This window comes from Nocardiopsis dassonvillei (assembly GCF_964273065.1).
GTDB classification, from domain to species: Bacteria; Actinomycetota; Actinomycetes; order Streptosporangiales; family Streptosporangiaceae; genus Nocardiopsis; species Nocardiopsis dassonvillei_B.
Genome location: NZ_OZ186815.1, coordinates 1,292,311 through 1,311,983, shown reverse-complemented (window position 1 = coordinate 1,311,983; position 19,673 = coordinate 1,292,311). Strand labels below are relative to the sequence as shown.

Sequence of the window (19,673 nt, the reverse complement as noted above, 5' to 3'; positions counted from 1 at the left end):
GGGCCGTGAGAGATCGGTCCCGTTCGGTGAACAGGAGCGTGCGCGGGTGCCGCTGGTCGAGTCGCTGGTCAGTATCGGTTTCCAGGAGGACGTCACCGAGGAGGAGGCCGACCGGTACACCCGCGACCTGCTGCTCCGACTGGAGCGCCTCGACGTCGACGAGGTCCGAACGGCCGAGGAGGAGGTGCCTCCCACCGGAACCCGGTCCGCCGACCCGGCCGCCGTCGCCGGAGCGCTGGTGGTCGTCGGCGTCCTGTTCAAACCGGTCCTCGCCGCGCTGGTCTCGCTGGCCGGAACCTGGCTCGAACAGAGCGGGCAGAGGTCGGTCACCGTGGAGGTCGGCGGCAACAGGGTGACGGTGCAGGGGCGGGTCGACCCCGCCGACGTCGAGGCCTACGTGAAGGCCCTGCACGCCGGCGGGGCCGGGGAGGACGCGGAGACGGAGGGGACCGGAGCGTGAAACGCACCGCCATCCTCATCGGCGTCAACGGCTACGAGGAACTCGACGACCTGCGCTCGCCGCACGCCGACGTCCTCGCCCTGGAACGGGTGCTCAAGGCCAACGGCCACTACGACCGGGTCCAGACGCTCCTGGACCCCGTCCGGAACGAGGCCATGGAGGCCCTCGAGGCGGCCCTCGCCGACGCCGGCCCCAGGGACCTCCTCCTGATCTCCTTCTCCGGGCACGGTCTCAAGGACAAGCGGGGGCGCCTGCACCTGGCCCTCCGGGACACGCGGCGCAGACGGCTCGAGACCACGGCGATCTCGTCGGAGGTGCTCAAGCGGCTCCTGGAGGACTCCAGGATGCGCAGCCGGGTGCTCCTGCTGGACTGCTGCTACGGCGGCGCCTTCGCGGACGGATTCGCCACGCGCGGCACGGAGGACGATGAACCCCTCGACCTCGAGCGCCAGCTCAGCGACGGTGCCGGGATCTACGTGATCGCCGCCTCCGGAGCCCTGGAACGGGCGCGCGACGGCGATGGCGGCGAGGGCGTCCGGCCCTCTCCCTTCTCCAGTGCGGTCATCCGCGGGCTGGCGGGCGCGGCCTCCGACGCCGACGGCGACGGGTGGATCGACGCGGTCGACCTCTACCAGCACGTCCACCGGGAGGTGGACGAGGTGGACGGGCAGCGCGTCACGGTGTCCTCGCTCGGGGTACGCGGAGCGCTGATCCTGGCCCGCCACACCGGCGCGGTCACGGCGACCGGTCTGCCGGGCCGCACCGGCGGGGCGGGAGCCCCGGACGCAGGGGCGGACGGCACCGGGGCGCGTGGGACGCGGAGTGCGTCCCGGGGCCCGGGCGTCCGGACGGGATCGCCGCCACCGGCACCGGGCGCGTGGTCGTGGACTTCCTATCTCGACTACCTGCGCGACGGGCTCATGCGGCAGAGCCTCCTCCAGCAACTGCCCGACGTCGGCGGCCGGGACACCGCGGTCTGCGACATGGGCTCGGAGGCCCTCCTCAGCCGTGTCCGGGAAAGGTGGGCCCTGACGGGCCGGGCCGACGACCTGGCCAGGGAGGCGGCCAAGGACGGGCGCCCCCTCCGCTACGGATACCCCACGGTGCTGTTCGACCCGGGCCGCCGGGGCCGTAGGGCGGGCCGGCCCAGGATCGCCCCCCTCATCGTCATGGACGTGGAGATGGTGGAGGAGGCCGAGGGCCGGTTCCTCGTTCCGGTCGGCGAGCCCGAGCTCAACCGGGAACTACTGCTCTCCGCCGAGGCCGTGGCCGAGGAGGACATCGAGGAACTGCTCACCTGGTTCGAGTCGGACCGGCCCGGGGACGGTGTCGCGGCCCTGTCGGACAAGGCGCGCACCGTCTGCGGGCGCCTCGGCCTGGCCATGGTGGACGACCTGGCGGCCGGTGCCCTACGGGAGACCCTGGACCTGCGGGCCGGGGCCCGGCGCGGGGCGCACAACGCCGCCCTCCTCTACCGCGGGGACTCCGCCGCCACAGCGGTCAAACAGCTCGTCGGCGACCTCGACCACCGTGAGGGCAACAACGGCATCAGGATCGGTTCCATCCCAGGGACGGCACTGGGAGTGCTGTCCCACCCCGCTGAGGCGACGCGCGAACACGGTGTGGACGTCCCCGCCGTGGTGACCGGTCACGGGAACTCGGCGCAGGAGGCCATCCTGTCCTCGGCGATGAACCGCACGCTCACCGTTGCGACGGGCGCCCCGGGCACGGGCAAGAGCGAACTCATCACCTCCGTCGTCACCACCGCCGTCGCCGCCGGGCAGTCGGTCCTGGTCGCCTCCACCAACAACACCGCCGTCGACGAGGTGGTCGGCCGAGTCAACCGGATCGGCGGCGGCGCGGCCCTCATGGTGCGCACCGGGAACCGGGAGCGGCGGGCGGCCGAACCCGAGGTCCTCACCTCGCTGCTGGCCGCGTCCCGGACGGAGGCCGACGCCGCCACCGCGGGGGCCCGGCTGGCCGTCCACGCGCGTGCCCTCGGAGAGGCCCGGAGGGAACTGGCCGACGCGGAGCAGCGCGAACGGCGGTCGGCCCTGATCGCCGGAACGCGCCGACGCCTGCTCGGCGGTCTGCCCCCGCAGGTCACCGCCGAGTCCTTCGGCGACGCCCCGGACCTGAGCGCCTGGAGGCACCGGGCGGGTGCGGCGATGGAGGCCAGGTGGACCGGCTGGTGGCATCGGTGGCGGACCCGGCGGCTCCTGGGGATCGACGGTACGGAGGCGGAACTGGCGGCGGTCCTGTCGTTCCTCGAGGTCGAACACGAATGGCGGGCTCTGCGCGCGTCCTCCTCCGCGGCGCCGAGCCCGGAGGACACGGTCGCCCGCATCCGCGGTATCCGGGCCGAGCGCCGTGCGGCCGCCGAAGAGTACCTGATGGGCCGGACGGCGGAGGCGCTCCGCCGGGGCCGGGGTGTCATCGAGGGCCGCCTGCGCGACCTGGCGTCGAAACAGAAGTCCTGGAAGGGCATGCGGGCCCTGGTGCGCACGGTGCGGGCGTGGGCCACCACCTCCCGGTCGGTGCGCGGCGTCTTCCCCCCGGACCCCGGCCTGTTCGACCTCGTGGTGGTGGACGAGGCCACCCAGTGCACCGTGGCCGATCTCGTTCCTCTGCTCTACCGGGCGCGGCGCGCCCTCGTCATCGGGGACCCCCACCAGCTCCAGCCGGTCGACCCGCTCGATCCGGAGGACGACCACCGCCTGCAGGCGGTGCACGGACTGGACCGCACCCTGCTGGAGGAGCGCTCGCTCGGTCTCACCGGCGCCTCCGCCTACCACGCCGCCGCGTCCGCACTCGTCGAAGGGGGCGGGGAGGTGCTCTGGCTGGACGAGCACTACCGCTGCCACCCTGACATCATCGCCCCGGTGAACCGGCGGTTCTACGGCGACCGCCTGTCGGTGCGCACCGACACCGCGGCCCTGGCTGCGCCGATGGAGCCGGCCGTCCGGTGGATCGACGTACAAGGGAGCTGCGAGCGGCCCCGGTCGGGATCGTGCCTCAACCGGAAGGAGGGGGAGGAGGTACTCGCGCTGCTGCGGGAGCTCTGGCGGACCCTCCCCCCGGATGCGGGCATCGGCGTCGTGTCGCCGTTCGCCGCCCAGGTCCGCTGGTTCGAGGAGAACCTGGGCGGACAGGCGGCCGAGAGGATCCGCGTGGGCACGGCCCACCGTTTCCAGGGAGGCGAGCGGGACGTGGTCGTGATCTCGCCGACGGCGGCCACCGGCGTGCACCGGAACGCCGGGCAGTGGGCTCTGAGCCAGCAGAACCTGTGGAACGTCGCGGCGACACGGGCCCGGTCGCGCCTGTACATCGTGGGCGACCGGCGCTACTGGGAGGAGAAGGGTGGGCTGCTCGCCGACCTCGCCACCGCCCGCGACCCCGGACACGGGGCCGCCCTGGACGCGGCGGGAAGCCTGCTGTTCGAGGCCCTCCTGGAGAGGGGGCACGAACCCCGGGTCGGGCACGTCGTCGGCGGCTACCGGTGCGACCTGGTGATACCCGGTCCGGACGGGGCCACGGCCGTCATCCTGGACGGAGCGGAGCCGGACACCACCGGCTCCCCGGTCCCGGGCCGGGCACTGGAGCGCACGGTGGACCGGGTGGGGCTGTTCGCCGCCGTCTCGGGAATGCGGACGGTGCGGGTGCCCGCCTGGCGGTGCCTGGTGGAACCCGGGGCGGTGGCGGCCGAACTGGCATAGCCGACGCCCCCAGTCGCGGATCTGCGGGGAGACCGTTCGCCGGTGAGGCGAGGACGGCTGTGACGTCCTGGCTCAGAACCCGCCGAACCCGCGGAGGTGCTCCAGGGCCGCGAGCACGTCGCCTTCGGGGTCCTCGACCATGTCCTCGGCCTCTTCGGTGAGGGAGTGGAGGCGGTCGGCCAGTTCCATGGCCTCCTCAACACGGCCGGAGTCCGCAAGGAGACCGATGGCGTCGGCCGCGCTGCGCACGGCGCGGGCGTAGTCGGCGGCCTGGTCGAAGGGGAGCGGTCCGGTGAGGCGCAGGGCCTCGTCGAGGAGGACGCGTAGGGCTTCGGTGTCCCCGGCGGAGGCGGCGGCCCGCACCTGGAGGTCCAGGGCGAGGGCGGGGGAGCGGTCGGTCTCGGCCAGGAGGAGGGAGAGGAGTTCCTCCCGATCCAGGGAGCGCAGGTAGGCCTCGGGGTCGGGTACCGCAGGCGTCGTCGGCCCGTGCTCCTGTTCGTACAGGTGCACCAGGGCGACCGCGACCACGTGCTTGCAGCAGTTGCCCTCCTGGGCCCACGGGCAGGTGCAGTCCCAGGAGAACCGCCCTCCGGTGCGCAGCTCCACCCGGTAGCGGCGGGTGCCCGAGACGGTGGCCCGCACGCTGTCGCCCCGGCGGAGGAGGCCGGAGACGCGCCCCAGGTGGTCGAGGCCGCGGTCGAAGGACCTGGGCCCGGCGAGTTCGCGGAGGGTTGCACGGGTGAGGGAGGCCATGGCACCTATGACACCACGGTGGGCGCGGTCCGTGGGACGGATCGGGGTTCCGGCGGGGCATGGGATTCCGGGGCGGCCATGGCAGAGAAAGGAACCCCTCGGCACCTACCTGCTGATCCTCGGCGAGCGGGAGGCCGTGTCCTGGGTGCTGGACACCGCGCGGACGGCCTTTCCGGCGACCCGGCGGGCGGAGGTGGACCGGTTGGAGGTCGGGGACCGGATGCTGCTGCTCACCACCCGGGGCTGCCGGCAGGACCCCACCCGGAACCGGACGCGCGTCATCGGTACCGCCGAGGCCGCCTCGCCGGTGCGCGCGTACGACGAGCCGGTGGACATCGCCGGGCGGGACTTCACCCGGGGCTGCGATCTGCGCCTGGAGAGGGCCGAGCCCTACCGGACGGGGGTGGGGCCGGTCCCGCTGGTGACCTGGCCGAGGGTCTCCCGGACGGGCGGCCCGGCGCGTGGGCGGTCCGGCTGCGGCGCCCGCTGCCGGAGGTCGGCGCGCAGGACGCGCGGCTGCTGGAGACGGAACCGGACGCGGTGGCCGGGGACCCGGCCCGGGTCGTCCCGGAGTACGTGGAGAGGGTGCGCGCGGCCGCCTCCCGGTGAGGGCGGTGCCCGGGAACGGCAGGGCCGCTCCCGGGCCTGGTCAGCGGGGGCAGGGGTGGCCGATCAGGCAGAAGGAGTCGGCCGCGGTCTCGTACCGTTCCTCGGTGAGCTCCCAGTCGTCCTCCGGCGGCGGCCAGGACGGCGTAGACCTCGCCGTCCTGGCCGAGGAAGGCGCGTACGTACACGTCCCGGGGGCCGAACCCGGCGTGGTCGTAGACGTAGTTGAGTTCCACCGCCCCTCCGTCCAGCTCCCACCGCCCGTGGTCGGAATACCCGGCGTTCCCCGACACTCCGGCGACCAGGGCGTCCATGGCCTCCTGCGGGGAGTCGTGATCGCCCGCGAAGTCCATGATCTGGAGGAGGTTGCGCCGCCCGTCGCCGGTGTAGAAGACGCCCTGGGGCGGGCCGTCGTCCTGACGCCCCCAGTCTTCGGGGACGTACAGCGAGAACCCCGCGGGGTCCTCGCTCAGCTCGTATCCGGCGGGTGCCGTGACCTCCTCCGGGGTCTCCTCGTCCGGTTCGCCGGGGAACAGGCCCCGGTCCTCCTCGTCGTCGATCGGGTCCTCCTCGTACGGTTCCCCGTCGTCGTACTCCGCGTCACCGCCCTCGTGGGTGTCGGTGGAGTCCGCCGCGTCCGTGCCGGAGGCGTCCGTGTGGACACCGATGGCCGCCGCGAGGAGCAGGACGGCCAACACCGTCAGGACCACAGTGGGCAGCACCGCCCGCCCCGGCCCCTCCGGGGGCGGTCCGGGGCGCGGCGGAGCGGCCCAGCGCTGGAGGTCGGCGTCCCAGCGCACCTTGGTGCGGTCGGGCATCCTCGTCCCCTCAGCCGATCAGTTTCCGCAGTGTCTCCGTCAGTGCGACGGCTGAGGCGAGTGCCCCCAGCGCCGTGTTCGCCCCGGACAGCCGCTCCCACAGCCCGCGTAGCAGGCCGGGCGCTGCGGTGCCGGTGCGGGCGATCTCCTCCTCCGCCTCGAGGAGTCCGGCCTCCGCCTCGGCCACCCCCTCGGCCCCGGCGAACAGGGGCAGCTGCCCGCGCAGGAGGCGGATCTGCTCCAGCAGCTCCCGGTACCGCTCGTCCTGTACGGCAGGCTCGGCGGAGACCTCGACCCGGGCGGTGGCGTGGTCCCCGGTGGAGATCGCCACCCCCCGGGCGTCGCCGCCGATGCTGACGGAGCCCGAGGTGCGGTTCCCGGCGTCGCCGGGCGCGGTGCGGTCGTGGGTCATGATCGGCTTCCTTCGTTCTTCGTGCTTTCCGCGGCGGCGACGTCGGCGTGGGCCCGGGCGCCGTCGCCGGTGGCGATCGCGCCGGCCATGGACCCGCCGATGAAGACGCCTCCGCGGTTGATGGTGATGATCTGCTGCTGGAACTCGTCGGTCATGTAGCCCGCGTCGGCGAGTGCCTGGTGGGTACCGGAGGTGATGCGGTCCTGGATGGTCCGCACGTAGCGGGCGATGTCCATCTCCTGGAACACCGACCAGGTGTCGCGCGCTCCCAGTTCGCGGATGCTCAGCCGGGGCGCCTGCGCGGCGGTCTCCTCCCCTGAGCCGCGCCATTCGCGCCACCTCGACCCGGCGGCGCCCACTCCCGCGGCCAGGGCCGCCATCGTCACCGCGGGCGCGGTCACCAGGGCCGACGCGTGGAAGCGGGCCGAACGCGCGGTGAGGGCGTCCACCTCGTGGAAGCCGCCGAGCAGCGGGGGCAGGACATAGGGCAGCACCTCCAGGATGAGGAGGTCGCCCTGGGTGTGCACGCGAACGAACACGGTGGTGACGATCTCCTCCTCCCAGCCGCCCACCCTGATGCGCAGGAAGTGCCGCCGCTGCTCGGCCCCCTCTCCCGCCGCCTGCGCGATGTGCTCGCGCACGGAGGTGTCGTCGTAGGGGAGGGCGGTACGCCGCATGCCCTCGGGGAAGTCCGCGGGCAGGAAGACGCACTCCTGGAGTTCCAGGTCCTTGAGCCGGTCCCGGCTGGTTCGCGAGGAGGCCTCGGCGAGCTTGGCCAACTGCGGGGCGATCAGGTCCAGGACGCGGCGGCCGTCCAGACCGGGGCCCTGCGGCGCGTCGGGCCGGCGCTTGAGCTCCAACGCCAGGGACCAGGGTTTGTAGGGTGTTCCCGCGCCGAGGAAGGGCGTGTCCTCGTTGTAGAGGACCAGACGGGAGAACTGCTCCCGGTCGATCGCGGCCAGGGTGTCCGCGCGCGGGCCCGCGTCCGGGGTGGTCGGTGCCCGGCCGGTGAAGGAGCTGTGGGCCAGTTCCGTCCACAGGACCCGGGAGAGGTTGAGGCGGTGCCACACCCCGATCGCGGTGAGGAGCACCGGCGGGACGAGGGCGGCCAGGCCTCCGAGAGGGCTGCCTTCCAGGACAAGGGCGAGCCCGGGGAGGGCCCAGACCACCGCCAGGGCGAGGTTGGCCAGGCCCCATGGCACGGCGAGGGCCCGGCGGCCCCGGCCGAGCGGTCGTGTCTTCGCGCGGCCGGCCGTCAGGAGCGAGCCGCCCTGGCCCAGGAGGGTCCGCCGCCCCCAGGACATCAGGCCGGTGACGGCGAACAGGCCGAGGGAGGAGAGCACGGTCACTCCCATGGTCGACGAGTCCGGTCCGGTGTCGCCGGCCAGACCGATCAGGGCCGTCAGGATTCCGGAGGCCAGGACGACCAGCACCAGGCCTGCGGCCCGCACCTCCAGTCCGCGGGCCCGCAGGCAGTGCCGCAGCACGGTCGCGACGTCGTAGCCCAGGGACGGGGGGACCGTGTGCTCGGGGTGCTCGACGAGCTCGGTGAGTACGGTGTCCCGGAACCCGGAGTCGAGGTAGGCTCCCGCGCACAGCAGCCGGGTGGCCTCGCTGCGGGAGTGGGCCTCCGTGTCGACGGTGAACGGGTCGACGGCGGGCGCGTTTTCGGGGGAGGGGTCGGATCGGGCCACGGGATGTCGTCTCCGGGGGATTCTCGGGTGAGCGGGGAAGCGATCCTATGGCTGCCGGACGGCAGGAAACCTCGTTATGCGTTTTCCGGGTAACGCGGAGTGAAAGCTCATGGCGGGTGTAGGTGGCGGGGCGGCGCGTCCGTTCGCGGTGGGGCGGGTGGGGTGGGGGAGTGTCGGGGGGATGGGATAAAACTGTGCGAAGTTCGCATATCCCCCGATAAGTGAAGACAGGATTCCCCCATGCCCCTGAACCCCGTGCCCCTGAGGTCGGCCGCGGTGCTGTGCGCGGCGGCGGTCGCGGCGACCGCCCTCACCGGCTGTGCGCCCGCCGAGCGGCTGCTGGACGACGTCGTGCGGGACGTGACCGGATACCCGCTCTCGTTCGACGAGGTCGACCGCGACGACCCGTTCGGCGGGACCGAGGCGCAGGACTACGCCGAGGCGTTCGAGGTCCCCGAGGCGGCCGGGATCGGGGAGTACCCCGCCGACCGGGTCCAGCTCGCCTACGACATCACCGGGGACCTGCTGGAGGCGGTGTACCTGGACGAGGCGGCGGTGTTCGAGGGCGACGACTCGCGCTTCCGGTCGCTGCTCGACCGCCGCACCCGCGAGTGGTACGACGAGCACGCCGGGCACGAGGACCCCGTGATGGACACCCGGGGCCTGCTCTTCCACCTGACGCCCGGCTCCGCCGAGCCGATCGGCGACGTGGTGAAGGTGGACGGCCACATGCGGGCGCAGACCGCCGAGGACGCGAACGGGTGGAAGTACCTGGCCGTCCACACCGAGTACACGATCGTGCGCCCGGTCGCCCGGCCCGGGGAGAAGGTGTCGGTACGGCTGGTCGCCTCGCACTACGGCGAGGTCTCCTTCTACGGGGACGGCGAGGGCGGCTGGCAGGTGCAGCCGAACTGGTGGCGCACGGTCGGCCCCGTGCACTGCCTGAACGACCAGGTCACGATCACCCCCGCCTACGCCGACGAGATGCCGCGGGGGGAGCGTCCCAGGGGGTTCGTCGAGGACGACCCCTACGACATCGACGCCGGGCGGGACCTGGAGGAGTGCGGGGCCATCCGGGGTACGTGAGCGCCGCTCACCGGTGACCGGAATCCCGGGCCGGGGGAGGACCTAGACCCGAGGGCCCGGCCGCGCCCCCATGGCGGGGGCGCGGCTTTTGTGTGCCTTGGGTATTTTGCTCTCCGGTGGTAATCAGGGATCGGGTGGCGTTATGTCGTGATCTTTCTGATGTGTGTGATATGCGGGTCTCGTAAAAGGTCGCAGGGGTTTATTTTAAGGGACTTCGTAGATTTGGTTTATGGGATCCCGGAGTCCGGCTATTCGTGGGGAAAAATCGTCGTTCTCTTGCGGGTTCCGGCGCCTCTCCTCTAGCGTGATCAGCGCTTTCGGGGTCGGGTGTGCGCATCGGCGCGACGCCTCCGGCCCTGCCGTGAGCGACCGAATCGAACCTTTTTCATTCCTGTTCCGGTGTCCCTTTCGTCGGGTGCGGAGCGGGGACCCTCACACGACACAGGAGAGAGACGGCCGATGTCGACCGAAGCCCCCGAGGTGCGTAGCGGTCAGCAGAAGAGCCTGAGCACCGCCGCCGCGCGGAATCTGGCCACGACCACCAAATCCGCCCCGCAGATGCAGGGCAAGAGCTCCCGCTGGGTGCTCAGGACCCTGCCCTGGGTGCAGACCGAGGGCGGTGTCTACCGGGTCAACCGCCGCATGAGCTACACCCTCGGCGACGGCCGGATCGAGTTCCACCAGACCGGATCGCAGGTGCAGGTCATCCCGCGCGAGCTCGGCGAGCTCGCCGTGCTGCGCGGCTTCGACGACGAGGAGGTGCTCACCGAGCTCGCCGACCGGTTCACCATGCAGGAGTTCGAGCCGGGAGAGGTCCTGGTCACCGAGGGCTCCCCCGCCGACCGCCTGTACCTGATCGTGCACGGCCGGGTGAGCCGCGTCGCCACCGGCCGCTACGGCAGCACCGACCGCCTCGACGTGCTCGCCGACGGCGACCAGTTCGGCGAGCCGTACCTGGTGGAGGAATCCCCGGCCTGGGGCTTCACCGCCAAGGCCGAGACCGCCGGCGTGCTCCTCTGCCTGACCCGGCAGGACTTCGACGAGGCGCAGGAGCGCTCCGAGCTGCTGCGCTTCCACGTCGAGCTGTTCCGCGACCTGCCCCAGAAGCGCCAGAACAAGCACGGCGAGGCCGAGATCGAGCTGGCCTCGGGCCACGAGGGCGAGTTCGAGCTGCCGCAGACCTTCGTCGACTACGAGCTCAAGCCGCGCGAGTACGAGCTCAGCGTCGCCCAGACCGTGCTGCGCATCCACAGCCGGGTCGCCGACCTCTACAACAAGCCGATGAACCAGACCGAGCACCAGCTGCGGCTGACCATCGAGGCGCTGCGCGAGCGCCAGGAGCACGAGCTGGTCAACAACAAGGACTTCGGCCTGCTCAACAACGCCGACTTCGGCCAGCGCATTCAGGCGCACCAGGGACCGCCCACCCCGGACGACCTGGACGACCTCATCACGATGCGCCGCAACACCCAGTTCATGTACGCGCACCCCAAGGCGATCGCGGCGTTCGCCAAGGAGTGCAACAAGCGCGGCCTGTCCATGGACAGCGTCGAGATGAACGGCCACCGGGTCCCCGCCTGGCGGGGCATCCCGCTGCTGCCCTGCGGCAAGATCCCGGTCACCGAGCACCGGACCTCCTCGATCATCGCCGTGCGTACGGGCGAGGACAACGAGGGCGTCATCGGCCTGCACCAGACCGGGCTGCCCGACGAGGTGGAGCCGGGGCTCAGCGCCCGGTTCATGGGCATCGACGACAGGGCCGTCATCTCCTACCTGGTCAGCACCTACTACTCCGCCGCGATCCTGGTGCCCGACGCCGTCGGGATCCTGGAGAACATCGAGGTCAAGCCGCGTGCCTGACGCCTCACCGACCCGGCCGGCATGGCCGGCGCGGGCGATGCCGCCGGCATCGCCGCGGACGACACCGACGAAGGAGGGGTGAGACGGTGTCCTCGCTGTCCAGGATGTTCGCGGCACCCGCCGCGTCCGAGACGGCGGCGCTGGTGGACGCGCTGCTGCGCGACCCCAGACGCCCCGGCCCCGCCGAGCTGCCGCTGCGGGACGCGGCACCGGGCGGCCGCGGCGCCGGCGGGCTCTCGCTGCCGGTCCACCCGCCGGGCCTGGCCCCGGCGGGTGCGGCCGCGCCCGGGCCGGCTCCCGCGCCGTCCGGGCCTGCGGGGTCCGTGACCCGGGTCGCGGGCGGAGAGAACGACCCCGTCCCCGTCCTGTACTGCCCTCCGGCGATGCGCGACGACCCCGCCCTGGGGGACGAGGTCGACGACCGGCTCGTGGAGTGGGCCGAGGAGGTCGGGGTCTACCCGGGCCAGCTCGACCGGGTGCGCTCGGCCGGGTTCGGGCGGCTCATCATGCTCGCCCACCCCGAGACCGACGACCCCGACCGCCTGCTGGCGGCCGCCAAGTGCGCCCTGGCCGAGTGGTCGGTGGACGACCACTACGTCGACGGCGAGGTCGAGGAGGCCCGGCACGACCTGCTCGGGCAGCGCCTGGCCATCGCCCACTCGGTGATCGACCAGGCCCACCTGCCGCGCCGCTACGCGCCCGAGCTGGAGCGCGTGGTGCGGGCCGACCCGGTGGCGGTGGCCCTGCGCTCCAGCATCGAGAACCTGGGCCGGTACGCCACCTGGCAGCAGGTGCGCAGGCTCCGGCACGAGCTGGCCATCATGTTCGTCGCCTACAACCAGGAGGGCGTCTGGTACACGACCGGCCAGCGCCCGCCGGTGTGGGAGTTCCTCATGCACCGGCACGAGAACAGCTTCGTGCCCTGCATGGCCCTCATCGACCCGGTGGCCGGGTACGAGCTGCCCGCCGAGCAGTTCGGCCGACCCGAGGTGCGCCGGGCGTTCACCCTGGCGGGGTCGGCCAGTGTCATCGTCAACGACCTCTACTCCATGGGCAAGGAGGACGTCGACGACTTCAGCCTGCCCCGGCTCATCGAGACCGAGGACGGCTGCTCGGCCCGGGAGGCGATGGTGCGCACCGTCGAGATCCACGACGAGCTCATGCACACCTTCGAGGCCGAGGCCGCCGCGCTGGCCGCCACCGGCCCGCCCGAACTCGGCCGGTTCCTGTGGGGCCTGTGGGCCTGGATGGGCGGCAGCCGCGAGTGGCACGCCAGCACCGCCCGCTACCACCGGCCCGCCGAGGCCGCCCCGGCCTGACGCCGGCGCCACCGCCACGACCGCCAGGACCGCGCCGCACACGTTTTCCGCACGCACCGGGGCCCCGCCCCGGAACACCACCACGACAAGGAGTTCCCTCCCGATGACCGACACCATGCCCGCGCCCTCGAGCGCGCCCTCGACCCCGGAGAAGGTCCTGCGCACCGCCTACCAGGAGTCGGTGGCCGCCTACTGGAACGCCGAGCAGGACCCGGTCAACATCCGCCTCGGCGAGGTGGACGGCCTCTTCCACCACCACTACGGGGTGGGGGACTACGACCCCTCCGTCCTGGAGGGGCCGGAGGAGACCCGGGACCGGCGCATCATCGAGGAGATGCACCGCCTGGAGACCGCCCAGGCCGACCTGCTGCTCGACCACCTGGGCCCGCTGGGCCCCCAGGACCGGATCATGGACACCGGCTCGGGCCGCGGCGGGACGAGCTTCATGGCCAACGCCCGGTTCGGCTGCAGCGTGGACGGGGTGAGCATCTCGCGCAAGCAGGTGGACTTCGCCAACGACCAGGCCCGCGAGCGCGGGGTGGACGACAGGGTGCGCTTCCACTTCCGCAACATGCTCGACACCGGCTTCGAGACCGGCTCGCTCAGCGCCAGCTGGAACAACGAGTCCACCATGTACGTGGACCTGTACGAGCTCTTCGCCGAGCACGCCCGCCTGCTCCGCCACGGCGGCCGCTACGTGACGATCACCGGCTGCTACAACGACGTGACCGGCGGCCGGTCCAAGGCGGTCAGCCGGATCGACGAGCACTACACCTGCAACATCCACCCGCGCAGCGCCTACTTCAAGGCGATGGCCGCCAACGGCCTGGTCCCCATCTCCGTGGTGGACCTGACCGACGCCACCATCCCCTACTGGGAGCTGCGCGCCCGCTCCTCCGTCGCCACCGGTGTCGAGGAGCCGTTCCTGACCGCCTACCGCGAGCGCAGCTTCCACTACCTGCTCATCGCCGCCGACCGCATCTGAGGCGTCCGGGCCGCGGGGAGCGCCGCCCCGCCGCCCGGACACCTCCCGCAGCCCGGAGCGGCCCCGGCCGCCTCCGGGCGGAGCGCCCCGGACCCCGGCGCACCGCCGTGCCCGCCCTCCGGCGGGCGCGGCCCCGCATCCGCACCGAACCCGAGGACGGCCATGCCCCACTCCCCGAGCACCGCACCCCACGAGCACCCGGCCGCGCCCCCCGACACCGCGGGCGCGGGCCCGGACCCGATCCTGCTGGAACTGGTGGACGAGCACGGGACCACCACCGGTGTCGCGGAGAAGCTGTCGGCCCACCGCTCCCCGGGGATGCTGCACCGGGCGTTCTCCGTCTTCCTCGTGGACGCGGACGGCCGCCTGCTGCTCCAGCGCCGCGCCCGCGGCAAGTACCACTCGCCCGGGGTGTGGTCCAACACCTGCTGCGGCCACCCCTACCCGCAGGAGCGGCCGCTCATCGCCGCCGTGCGCCGGGTGGGGGAGGAGCTGGGGGCGGCGCCCGCCCTGCTGCGCGAGGCGGGCACGGTGACCTACCGCCACCCCGACCCGGCGTCGGGTCTGGTGGAGCACGAGTTCAACCACCTCTTCGTCGGCCGTCTGGACCGCCCGGCCGACCCCGACCCGGCGGAGGTCGAGGAGGTCCGGGCGGTGGGCCCCGACGAGCTGGAGCGGCTGCGCGCCGCAGAGCCGTTCTCGGTGTGGTTCGCCACGGTCTGGGACGCCGCCCGCCCGCGGCTGCGGGAGCTGGCGCCCGGAGCGGGCTGGTAGCCGGGCGCGGACCCGGTACCGCCCGGCCGCGGGGCCGTGCCGCGGCCCCGCCTCCCGGTCCTGCCCGTGAGGGCCGTGCCCGGACCCGGGCACGGCCCGCCGTGCCCGGGCGCACACCGCCGCCGTCGCCCTGTTCCCCGCCGTGCCCGGGCCGCCGTGCCCGCGGCCCGGACCGTTCCGCCGCCCGGCAGGGCGTGTCCGCGGGTGAGGGGCGTCGCCGCCGGGGCGTCCCGCCGGTCCGCACGGCCCCGCACCCGGGGACCCTCCGCCTCACCCCTCCAGCCGGGACAGCACGGGCGGGAGCGGGGCGGTGTGCGCGACGGCCAGGCGACGGGTGGCGCGGGTCAGGGCCACGTACAGGTCGTTGGCGCCGCGCGGCGCCGCCAGCAGGGCGTCGGGGTCCACGACCACCACGGCGTCGAACTCCAGCCCCTTGGCCTCGGTGGCGGTCAGCGCCACCGCGTCCTGCTCCAGGTCCTCGGCGCGGGCGGCCCCCGGCAGGGCGGCCCGCACCGCCGCGATCCGGTCGTCGGCGGTGATCACCGCGACCTTGCCCCCGCCCGTCTCCTCCCGCTCGGCCTCCACCAGGGCGGCAAGGCCCGCCAGGTCGGCCGGCAGCGGCACGGCCCGCGGCGGGGCGCCGTCCTCGCGCACCGACTCCGGGGGCTCCTCGTCCGGCGCGGCGTCGCGCAGCACGTCGGCGGCCACGGCCATGATCGGCGCGGGCGTGCGGTAGTTCACCCGCAGCCGCTCCACGTGCACCTTGCCGGGGGCGTACGGCTCCAGGACGTCGGTCCAGGAGGACGCGCCCGCGGCGCTGCCGGTCTGGGCGAGGTCTCCCACGACGGTGAGGGAGCGGGTGGGCACCCGGCGCATCACCGTGCGCCAGGCCATCGGCGACAGCTCCTGGGCCTCGTCGACGATGACGTGCCCGTAGGTCCACTCCCGGTCGCCCGCGGCGAGCTCGGCGGTGGTGCGGTCGGGCCCGCCGTCGCGGTGGCGGGCGGCCAGGTCGGCGGCGCTCATCATCCCGTCCTCGGCCAGGCCGGTGTACTCCAGCACGCCCTGGGCGTAGCGCTCCTCGGCGTCGCGCTCGGCGGCGGCCCGGCGCGCCCGGGCCCGGCGCCCCGAGTCGTCGCGGCCCAGCAGCTCGGCGGCCTCGTCGAGCAGGGGCACGTCCTGCACGGTCCAGTCCCGCGGACCGTCGGCGGCGCGGTGGAGCAGGGCGGTCCGGTCGGGGGGGTACCCGGCCTCCGCACCGGCCCGGGCCAGGGCGGCGGGGTCGGCGAAGAGCTCCCGCAGCAGCCGCTGCGGGGTCAGGTCCGGCCACAGCGCATCCAGGGCCTCGCGCACCGGGTCCTCGTGCCACAGGCGCTCGCCGACGAACCGCACGTCCTCCTCGGCCAGGGGGCGGCCCAGCAGCGCGGCCTCGGCCCGGGCCAGCTCCTCCAGGAACGCGTTGACGGCGTACTTGCGGGCGACGTTGTGGGCCAGGCGCAGGCCCCGCGCGGTGCGCACGATGCGCTCGCAGGCCTGCTCGGGCACGGTCAGCGCCCCGGCGTCGGTCTCCACCACCAGGTCGCCGGTGCCGAACGCCTCGCGCGGCGTGCGCTGGCGGTCCCGGACGGCGGCGCGGACCAGGCCGGCGATGCGGGTGTCGCCCTTGAGGGCGGCGACCCCGTAGGGGTCGTGGCGGACCGCGGACACACCGGGGAAGAGGCCGCCGACGGTGCGCATGACCACGTCGGTCTCGCCCAGGGAGGGCAGGACGTCGCCGATGTAGCGCAGGAACGCGGGGTTGGGCCCCACCACCAGGACGCCGCGCCGCTCCAGCACGGCGCGGTGGGTGTAGAGCAGGTAGGCGGCGCGGTGCAGGGCGGCCACGGTCTTGCCGGTGCCGGGCCCGCCCTGGACCACGAGCACCCCGTCGAGCCGGGCCCGGATCACCCGGTCCTGCTCGGTCTGGATGGTGGCGACGATGTCGCCCATGCGCCCGGTGCGGCCGCCGCGCAGCGCGGCGAGCAGGGCCGCCTCGCCGACGAGCTGGCGGCGGTCGGTGTCGCTGAGCCGGTCGGCGTCGAACACCTCGTCGTCCAGGCCGACCACCCGGCGGCGGCGCACCCGCAGGTGGCGGCGGCGGGTCACACCGTGCGGGTCGCCGGGGGTGGCGGCGTAGAAGGGGCGGGCGGCCGGGGCCCGCCAGTCCACCAGGATGGTCTCGTGCTCGGCGTCGCGCAGGCCGATCCGCCCGATGTAGCGGGCCTCGGGGCCGTCGTCGTGGGCGAGGTCGATCCGGCCGAAGCACAGGCCCTCCTCGACCGCGCCCAGGCGGGCGCGCTCCCGGGCGTGCTCGTAGGCGCGGGTCTCCCGCTCCACCAGGGCGGCGTAGCCGGTGCGGTCCTGGAGGTGGGCGTCGGAGAGCCGCCGCGCGGTACGGGCGCGCAGTTCGTCCAGCCGCTCGTACATCGCGGTGACCCGGGCCTGCTCGGCGGCCAGGGCCTCCCGTTCGGACGACCGTGCTGCGGGAGCGGTTTGACTCACTGGGATCCTTCTGGTAAAATAGGCGTTGATATCAAGACTGTTCTTGATTTTCTCTACGCGGAGTCCCCTACCGTAGCACGCGGCGCTCCGGGCATACCACCCGCGCCCGCCGGGCGGCCCCGGCCCGCGACACGTTCCCGGCGGATTTCCCCGGAGGGCTCCTCAGCGGTCCGCGGGCCCGCTACACTCTGCCCCATGCGAAACACCTCCGTTCAGGCCCAGTGGTGGCGCCGCTCCTAGGCGGCGCCGACGTTTCGCGTATCTCTCGCAGCGACCGCCCCGGACCGGCGGTCGTTCTCTCGTTCACGGCCCCGGCCGGCGCAGCCCACCCCGCCCGACCAGCGCCCGAAGGACCGGCCGTGACACCCAGCGACGCACAGACCACCACGTACCGCACCCGGGGCGGAGTGACCGTCCACCGCGGGTCCGCGCCCTGCGACCCGGAGGTCCTCACCGACCTCGTCCGCGACGTCGAGACCCGCCGCGGCGGCGTCCTCTCCTCCGGCATGGAGTACCCGGGCCGCTACGACCGCTGGCACCTGGGGTACGTGGACCCGTGCCTGGAGCTGACCGCCCGCGGGCGCCGGGTCACCGCCACCGCCCTCAACGAGCGCGGCCGCGTACTGCTCCCCGTCGTCGCCGACGCCCTGGAGCCCACCGGGACGGACTTCGAGCGCGGACCCGGCCACGCCGCGGTCACCGTCCCCGAGCCCGACCCGGGCGTGTTCTTCACGGAGGAGGAGCGCAGCCGCCGCCCCAGCGTCTTCACCGCGCTGCGCGCCGTCATCGACGTCCTGAGCGCCCCGGAGGACCCCAATCTGGGCCTGTACGGCGCCTTCGGCTACGACCTGGCCTTCCAGTTCGAGCCCATCGAGCGGCACATCGACCGCGACCCCGACGACCGCGACCTCGTCCTGCACCTGCCCGACGCGATCATCGTGCGCGACCGCAAGCGCGAGACGTGCGTCCGCTACACCTACGACTTCACCGTCCCGGCCGCCGGGGGCCGGGACGGGGGCGACACCCGCGGGCTGGAGCGCACCACCGACCCCACCCCCGCGGTGGTCGCCGCCGAGGTGCCCGACGGCCCCGAGCCCGGCTCCTACGCCGAGGTGGTGGCCCGCGCCAAGGAGAAGTTCCGCCGCGGCGACCTGTTCGAGGTCGTCCCCGGCCACCGCACCTACGCCCGCTGCTCCTCGCCCGCCCGCTTCTACGAGCTCCTGCGCGAGCGCAACCCCGCCCCCTACGAGTTCTTCTTCAACCTGGGCGGGGGCGAGTACCTGGTCGGCGCCTCCCCGGAGATGTTCGTTCGGGTCAGCGGCGAGCCCGGCCGGGGCCAGCGGGTGGAGACCTGCCCCATCTCCGGCACCATCCGCCGCGGCGAGGACGCCCTGGGCGACGCCGAGAACATCCAGGAGCTGCTCTCCTCCGTCAAGGAGAAGTCCGAGCTCACCATGTGCACCGACGTCGACCGCAACGACAAGTCACGGGTGTGCGAACCGGGCAGTGTCCGGGTGATCGGCCGCCGCCAGATCGAGATGTACTCGCGGCTCATCCACACCGTCGACCACATCGAGGGCACCCTGCGCCGGGAGTTCGACGCCCTGGACGCCTTCCTCACCCACATGTGGGCGGTCACCGTCACCGGCGCCCCCAAGACCTGGGCGATGCGGTTCATCGAGCAGAACGAGACCAGCCCCCGCCGCTGGTACGGTGGCGCCGTCGGGGTGATCAACTTCGACGGGTCGATGAACACCGGCCTGACCCTGCGCACCGCCCACATCCGGGACGGCGTCGCGGCGGTGCGGGTGGGGGCCACCCTGCTCTACGACTCCGACCCCGAGGCCGAGGAGCGCGAGACCTTCCTCAAGGCGCGCGCCCTGCTGGAGACGCTGGCCCTGAGCGAGCAGGCTCCGGCCGCCGGCGCGCAGGCCCAGGCACCGGCCCCGGAGCGGGCCGCCGCGGAGCGCCCGGGCGAGGGGATGAGGGTGCTGCTCGTGGACCACGAGGACTCCTTCGTCAACACCCTGGCCGACTACGTGCGCCGCCACGGGGCGGAGGTCACCACGGTCCGCTACGGGTTCGATCCGGAGCTGCTGGACCGGCTGGCCCCGGACCTGGTGGTGCTCTCGCCCGGGCCGGGCCTGCCCGCCGACTTCGGGATGGCGGGGCTGCTCGACGAGCTGCACACCCGCCGCCTGCCGGTGTTCGGGGTGTGCCTGGGCCTGCAGGGCATGGTGGAGCACGCGGGCGGCGAGCTGCGCACCCTGGACGAGCCGGTGCACGGCAAGCCGGGCCGGGTGCGGGCGCTGGGCGGGGAGCTCGTGGCGGAACTGGGCGAGGACGGGGTGTTCCAGGCGGCGCGCTACCACTCCACCTACGCGCTGCCGGACCAGGTGAAGAACTACGAGGTCACCGCCGTCATCGAGGCCGAGGGGGAGGAGCCGGTGGTGATGGCGGTGGAGGACCGGGAGAACCGGCGCTACGCCGTGCAGTTCCACCCGGAGTCGATCCTCACCGCCTCGGTCGGCGAGGAGATCGTGGCCCGGGCGCTGCGGCTCGCCCGCGGCGGGGCCCGGTGAAGCGGGATGTTATGTGACCCGGTTCACTCTCGGCCCCGCTCGCCTGCGAGGAAGTGCCCGGTTCCAG

At 73.7% G+C, this 19,673-nt stretch carries 14 protein-coding genes; 8 read left to right on the top strand and 6 right to left on the bottom strand.

Features of this window, described 5'->3' with window-relative positions; translation table 11 throughout:
- Positions 1–46 precede the first annotated feature (46 nt).
- Together ACSUPR_RS05945 and ACSUPR_RS05940 are read left to right on the top strand one after the other, a co-directional pair.
- Positions 47–460 (top strand): hypothetical protein, encoded by a 414-nt coding sequence (locus tag ACSUPR_RS05945; protein WP_436889950.1) that lies wholly within the window; start codon positions 47–49, stop codon positions 458–460.
- Positions 457–4,176: a caspase, EACC1-associated type gene (locus ACSUPR_RS05940; protein ID WP_436889947.1), complete on the top strand. Its 3,720-nt coding sequence runs from the start codon at positions 457–459 to the stop codon at positions 4,174–4,176. The genes ACSUPR_RS05945 and ACSUPR_RS05940 overlap by 4 nt, the downstream gene beginning before the upstream one ends.
- 72 nt (positions 4,177–4,248) lie before the next feature.
- Here ACSUPR_RS05940 and ACSUPR_RS05935 read toward each other — a convergent pair whose 3' ends face one another.
- From ACSUPR_RS05935 to ACSUPR_RS05915, 5 genes are all read right to left on the bottom strand, one after another.
- Entirely contained in the window at positions 4,249–4,929 is a 681-nt protein-coding gene (locus tag ACSUPR_RS05935; protein WP_436889945.1) for an SWIM zinc finger family protein, read from the bottom strand.
- A 105-nt stretch (positions 4,930–5,034) separates the two neighbouring features.
- Positions 5,035–5,163 carry a hypothetical protein gene (locus ACSUPR_RS05930; RefSeq protein WP_436889943.1) on the bottom strand — a complete coding sequence of 43 codons (129 nt, stop codon included), beginning with the start codon at positions 5,161–5,163 and terminating at the stop codon, positions 5,035–5,037.
- Positions 5,164–5,279: 116 nt separating this feature from the next.
- On the bottom strand, positions 5,280–6,353 hold the full coding sequence (locus ACSUPR_RS05925) for a hypothetical protein (protein ID WP_436889942.1): 1,074 nt from the start codon (positions 6,351–6,353) through the stop codon (positions 5,280–5,282).
- 10 nt (positions 6,354–6,363) lie between these two features.
- Positions 6,364–6,765: a hypothetical protein gene (locus ACSUPR_RS05920; RefSeq protein ID WP_436889940.1), complete on the bottom strand. Its 402-nt coding sequence runs from the start codon at positions 6,763–6,765 to the stop codon at positions 6,364–6,366.
- Positions 6,762–8,459 carry a hypothetical protein gene (locus tag ACSUPR_RS05915; protein WP_436889939.1) on the bottom strand — a complete coding sequence of 566 codons (1,698 nt, stop codon included), beginning with the start codon at positions 8,457–8,459 and terminating at the stop codon, positions 6,762–6,764. The genes ACSUPR_RS05920 and ACSUPR_RS05915 overlap by 4 nt, the downstream gene beginning before the upstream one ends.
- A 240-nt stretch (positions 8,460–8,699) precedes the next feature.
- On the opposite strand from ACSUPR_RS05915, the gene ACSUPR_RS05910 reads away from it, so the two are divergent.
- The 5 genes from ACSUPR_RS05910 (at position 8,700) to idi (ending at position 14,483) form a co-directional block, all read left to right on the top strand.
- Positions 8,700–9,545: a hypothetical protein gene (locus ACSUPR_RS05910; RefSeq protein WP_436889938.1), complete on the top strand. Its 846-nt coding sequence runs from the start codon at positions 8,700–8,702 to the stop codon at positions 9,543–9,545.
- 459 nt (positions 9,546–10,004) lie between these two features.
- Positions 10,005–11,405: a family 2B encapsulin nanocompartment shell protein gene (locus ACSUPR_RS05905; RefSeq protein WP_436889937.1), complete on the top strand. Its 1,401-nt coding sequence runs from the start codon at positions 10,005–10,007 to the stop codon at positions 11,403–11,405.
- 86 nt (positions 11,406–11,491) lie between these two features.
- Positions 11,492–12,724 (top strand): family 2 encapsulin nanocompartment cargo protein terpene cyclase, encoded by a 1,233-nt coding sequence (locus tag ACSUPR_RS05900; protein ID WP_436889936.1) that lies wholly within the window; start codon positions 11,492–11,494, stop codon positions 12,722–12,724.
- 103 nt (positions 12,725–12,827) lie between these two features.
- Entirely contained in the window at positions 12,828–13,709 is an 882-nt protein-coding gene (locus ACSUPR_RS05895; protein WP_436889934.1) for a geranyl diphosphate 2-C-methyltransferase, read from the top strand.
- A 162-nt stretch (positions 13,710–13,871) separates the two neighbouring features.
- Positions 13,872–14,483, top strand: a complete 612-nt coding sequence (idi, locus tag ACSUPR_RS05890) for an isopentenyl-diphosphate Delta-isomerase (RefSeq protein ID WP_436889933.1) — start codon at positions 13,872–13,874, stop codon at positions 14,481–14,483.
- Between the two features lie 270 nt (positions 14,484–14,753).
- On the opposite strand, the gene ACSUPR_RS05885 is transcribed toward idi, so the two are convergent.
- Entirely contained in the window at positions 14,754–17,024 is a 2,271-nt protein-coding gene (locus ACSUPR_RS05885) for a HelD family protein (RefSeq protein WP_436889932.1), read from the bottom strand.
- A 359-nt stretch (positions 17,025–17,383) separates the two neighbouring features.
- Here ACSUPR_RS05885 and ACSUPR_RS05880 point away from each other — a divergent pair, with 359 nt between their 5' ends.
- Positions 17,384–19,606: an anthranilate synthase component I gene (locus tag ACSUPR_RS05880; RefSeq protein WP_436889930.1), complete on the top strand. Its 2,223-nt coding sequence runs from the start codon at positions 17,384–17,386 to the stop codon at positions 19,604–19,606.
- Positions 19,607–19,673: the final 67 nt, after the last annotated feature.